Source organism: Mesorhizobium sp. M7A.F.Ca.US.006.04.2.1 (genome assembly GCF_004022915.1).
GTDB classification, from domain to species: Bacteria; Pseudomonadota; Alphaproteobacteria; order Rhizobiales; family Rhizobiaceae; genus Mesorhizobium; species Mesorhizobium ciceri.
Genome location: NZ_RZQA01000968.1, coordinates 1 through 2158, shown reverse-complemented (window position 1 = coordinate 2158; position 2158 = coordinate 1). Strand labels below are relative to the sequence as shown.

Annotated in this window: 2 protein-coding genes and 2 pseudogenes; all 4 read left to right on the top strand. The window is 65.9% G+C overall.

Annotated elements, in window-relative coordinates:
- Window positions 1-101 (top strand): annotated as a pseudogene (locus tag EN925_RS41105) (carbohydrate ABC transporter permease); the annotation flags it as partial.
- 173 nt (window positions 102-274) lie between these two features.
- Window positions 275-1156 carry an N-acetylglucosamine kinase gene (locus tag EN925_RS32945; protein WP_128337242.1) on the top strand — a complete coding sequence of 294 codons (882 nt, stop codon included), beginning with the start codon at window positions 275-277 and terminating at the stop codon, window positions 1154-1156.
- Window positions 1153-1935: a GntR family transcriptional regulator gene (locus EN925_RS32940; RefSeq protein WP_063169682.1), complete on the top strand. Its 783-nt coding sequence runs from the start codon at window positions 1153-1155 to the stop codon at window positions 1933-1935. The genes EN925_RS32945 and EN925_RS32940 overlap by 4 nt, the downstream gene beginning before the upstream one ends.
- 17 nt (window positions 1936-1952) lie before the next feature.
- A pseudogene (locus tag EN925_RS32935) lies at window positions 1953-2158 on the top strand (aminotransferase); the annotation flags it as partial.

Genomic DNA, 2158 nt, shown 5'->3' with positions numbered 1-2158 from the left:
TCGGCGCGCCGCTGACGCCGCCGACGCCAAAGACCTTCGACCTGATCGGCTACACCACCGTCATCGGCCAGGGCGACTTCTTCCACTATTACCAGAACAATACCAAAAAAATACCACTTGTCCACACGCATTAACGAATTCGCGGACTGGAAATCGCTGAGCGGCCGAAATACGCAGATTTTTCAATAAAATACGGCTTAAACTTTTTGAAACGGAAATTAACCCTTGGCTATTGGTATTTTATTGGTATTATCCGCCCGGAGGAGAAATCAACGTGAATTTCGTGCTCGGAATCGATGGCGGCGGCACCAGCTGCAGGGCCGCCCTGGCAACGGCGGACGGCACGGTGATCGGCCGCGCCAAAAGCGGCGCCGCCAACATCCGCACCGACCTGACCGGCGCTCGCTCGAACATCGTCGAGGCCGCCAGGCAGGCGTTCCTCGTCGCCGGGCAGGATCCGGAACTGATCCCGCGAACGCCCGCAATTCTCGGCCTTGCCGGCGCCAATGTCGGCACCTACCGGCAGCAGCTCGAGGCGATCCTGCCATTCAGCATCAGCCAAGTCGAGACCGACGCCGAAATCGCGCTGGAAGGCGCTGTCGGCGCCGGTGACGGCGCCATGGCGATCCTCGGCACCGGCACCGCCTATATGGCGCGCAGACAAGGCAAATCGCGCGCCATCGGCGGCTGGGGCTTCCAGGTTGGCGACCAGGGCAGCGGCGCCCGTATCGGCCGCGACCTGCTCGAACAGACACTGCTTGCCTATGACGGCGTCCGCGCGGGCTCGCCGCTGACGCAGAGCATGCTGGCCGTCTTCCGCAACAACCCGGAGGATGTCGTCGAATTCACCACCAATGCCAAGCCCGGCGATTTCGGCGGCTTCGCACCCAAGGTGTTCGAACACGCCGAGAAGGGCGACAGCGTCGCCAACTGGATCCTCGACAAGGTAGTTGCCGATGTCGAAGCCTCGCTCGGCGCGCTCGATCTCGCCGACGACGCGCCGCTGTGCCTCCTCGGCGGGCTGGCGCCGCTCTACCCGCCGCGCCTGTCTGCCCGCTACCGGGCGCTGCTGAAGCCGCCGCTCGACGACGCGCTGGGCGGCGCGGTGCAGATGGCGGTTCGCCTCCTTGCCGGACACGCGGAGGCAACTCGATGAGCGAGGCCGCCGACCAGATCTTCGCCACGCTGAAACATCAGGCGCAAAGCGGCGCGCCGCTTTATCTGCAGTTGCGCAAGAGCATCGAGGACGCGGTCAATCGCGGCCTGATCGGGCCGGGCGACGCGCTGCCCTCCGAGCGCGACATCGCCACCAAGGCCGATATTTCGCGGGTCACCGTGCGCAAGGCGGTGCAGGACCTGGTCAAGGGCGGCATCCTGGTGCAGCGCCACGGCTCCGGCACCTTCGTGGCGCCGCGCATGGAGCGTGTCGAACAGTCGCTGTCGCGGCTGACCTCGTTTACCGAGGACATGGCGCGGCGCGGCATGGTGGTGCGTTCGGCATGGCTCGACCGCGGCCTTTACGCACCTTCGCCCGACGAAATGATGGTGCTCGGCCTGTCGTCGAACGAACTGGTGGCGCGCGTGGCGCGCCTGCGCATTGCCAACGACACGCCGCTGGCGATCGAGCGGGCCTCGCTGTCGGCCAGCGTGTTGCCCGACCCGGCCGACATAGGCTCCTCGCTCTATGCCGCGCTGGAATTGACCGGCAATCGGCCGGTGCGGGCGGTGCAGCGCATTTCCGCCGCCAATCTCGGCGACAGCGACGCGCGCCTGCTCGAGGTGCCGCCAGGCATTGCCGGCCTGCACATCGAACGTATTTCCTATCTGGCGAGCGGCAAGGTGATCGAATTCACCCGCTCTATCTACCGGGGCGACGCCTATGATTTCGTCGCCGAACTGCGGCTGACAGGGCCGAGCGAAGAGGGCCGACCATGAGCACGACAGAGCCGACCATGTCGACAGAGATGACCCATATGCGGCGCGAGATCGAGGAGGTCCCGCAGGCCGTCGCCCGCCTGCTCGACGGCTCCGGCGCCGTGCTGACCGAAGCCGGGCGCGGCATCCGGGAACGCGACCCGCAGTTCGTCGTCACCGTGGCGCGCGGCTCGTCCGACCATGCCGCCACCTTCATGAAATACGCCGTCGAGCTGACGGCGGG

Coding starts and splice junctions, on each gene's coding strand:
- EN925_RS32940 (WP_063169682.1), top strand. CDS start 1,153: ATGAGCGAGGCCGCCGACCAGATCTTCGCCACGCTGAAACATCAGGCG.